The following is a 269-nucleotide window of genomic DNA, read 5'->3' as shown; positions in this document are numbered from 1 at the left end:
CTACAGCTTGACACTGAACATTGAGCCTTGATGTGTAGGATAGGTGGGAGGCTTTGAAGCGCGGACGCCAGTCTGCGTGGAGCCAACCTTGAAATACCACCCTTTAATGTTTGATGTTCTAACTTAGTCCCGTGATCCGGGATGAGGACAGTGTCTGGTGGGTAGTTTGACTGGGGCGGTCTCCTCCTAAAGAGTAACGGAGGAGCACGAAGGTCAGCTAATCACGGTCGGACATCGTGAGGTTAGTGCAATGGCATAAGCTGGCTTGA

1 rRNA gene is annotated in these 269 nt (G+C 51.7%); it reads left to right on the top strand.

Features of this window, described 5'->3' with window-relative positions:
* Positions 1-269: ribosomal RNA gene (locus N5923_RS00085) — 23S ribosomal RNA — on the top strand; the annotation flags it as partial.

It is taken from the genome of Winslowiella arboricola (assembly GCF_025527015.1).
Classification (GTDB): domain Bacteria; phylum Pseudomonadota; class Gammaproteobacteria; order Enterobacterales; family Enterobacteriaceae; genus Erwinia; species Erwinia arboricola.
This window is presented reverse-complemented; position numbering and strand designations above follow the sequence as displayed.